Raw genomic sequence first — 861 nt, 5'->3', positions numbered from 1 at the left:
AAAGGAGGCGCGCCGCGGGAAACGGATGTCCGTCATGCTGTAGAAAGTTTGGATAACCCGGATAGCAAATTCCAGGTTGTGTTATCCTCATCAGACCAGATGTACAAGGATATCACACCGGGAATCAGAGAAAAACTGCCGGTGTACTCAGGCGATCTGTTGTTGATTGAACATAGTGCCGGCTCATTGACCTCTCAGGCATATCTGAAACGAATGAACCGGAAAAATGAGAACCTGGCGCAATCGGCTGAACAGATGTCCTCGGTAGCGTCATATCTTACCCAGTCAGAATACCCCCAAACAAAACTGAACAATTCCTGGGAGCTGGTCCTGGGAAGCCAAATGCATGACATCCTTCCGGGGACTTCCATCCCGGTAGCAAACAATTACGCATATAATGATGAATTTATTGCTGAAAACGGATTTTCCGAGTCACTTAAAAATGCGTTAAGCATTATCTCATCTCAGCTTAATACCAAGGCACAAGGAAGGGCCGTGATCGTTTACAATCCGGTTGCAGCCGACCGGGATGATGTTGTGACGGCGGAGTTGGAATATCCGGCTTTGCCCGATAATATTAAAGTCTTTGATGCCAACGGGAAAGAAGTGCCTTCCCAGGTTGTGTCAAAAAACGGGAATAAACTAACGTTTATATTCCTGGCACAAGTTCCATCGGTTGGCATGGCGGTTTTTGATGTCCGGGAGACAAATGCAAAACCAGCAAAAAGCAACAAACTAAAAGCGACTGCTAATTCCATTGAAAATGAGTATTATAAAGTACTTGTTGGCGATAATGGTGACATTACAAGCATCTATGACAAAAACCTGAAAAAGGAATTGTTGCAAAAACCTGCCAGCCTG

The 861-nt window shown here is 45.2% G+C and carries 1 pseudogene; it reads left to right on the top strand.

From position 1 onward, the window contains the following. Window positions 1–861: pseudogene (locus N2K84_RS20170) on the top strand (alpha-mannosidase); the annotation flags it as partial.

Origin of the sequence: Gaoshiqia sediminis (assembly GCF_025907915.1) — a bacterium.
Taxonomy (GTDB): Bacteria; Bacteroidota; Bacteroidia; order Bacteroidales; family Prolixibacteraceae; genus Gaoshiqia; species Gaoshiqia sediminis.
This window is presented reverse-complemented; position numbering and strand designations above follow the sequence as displayed.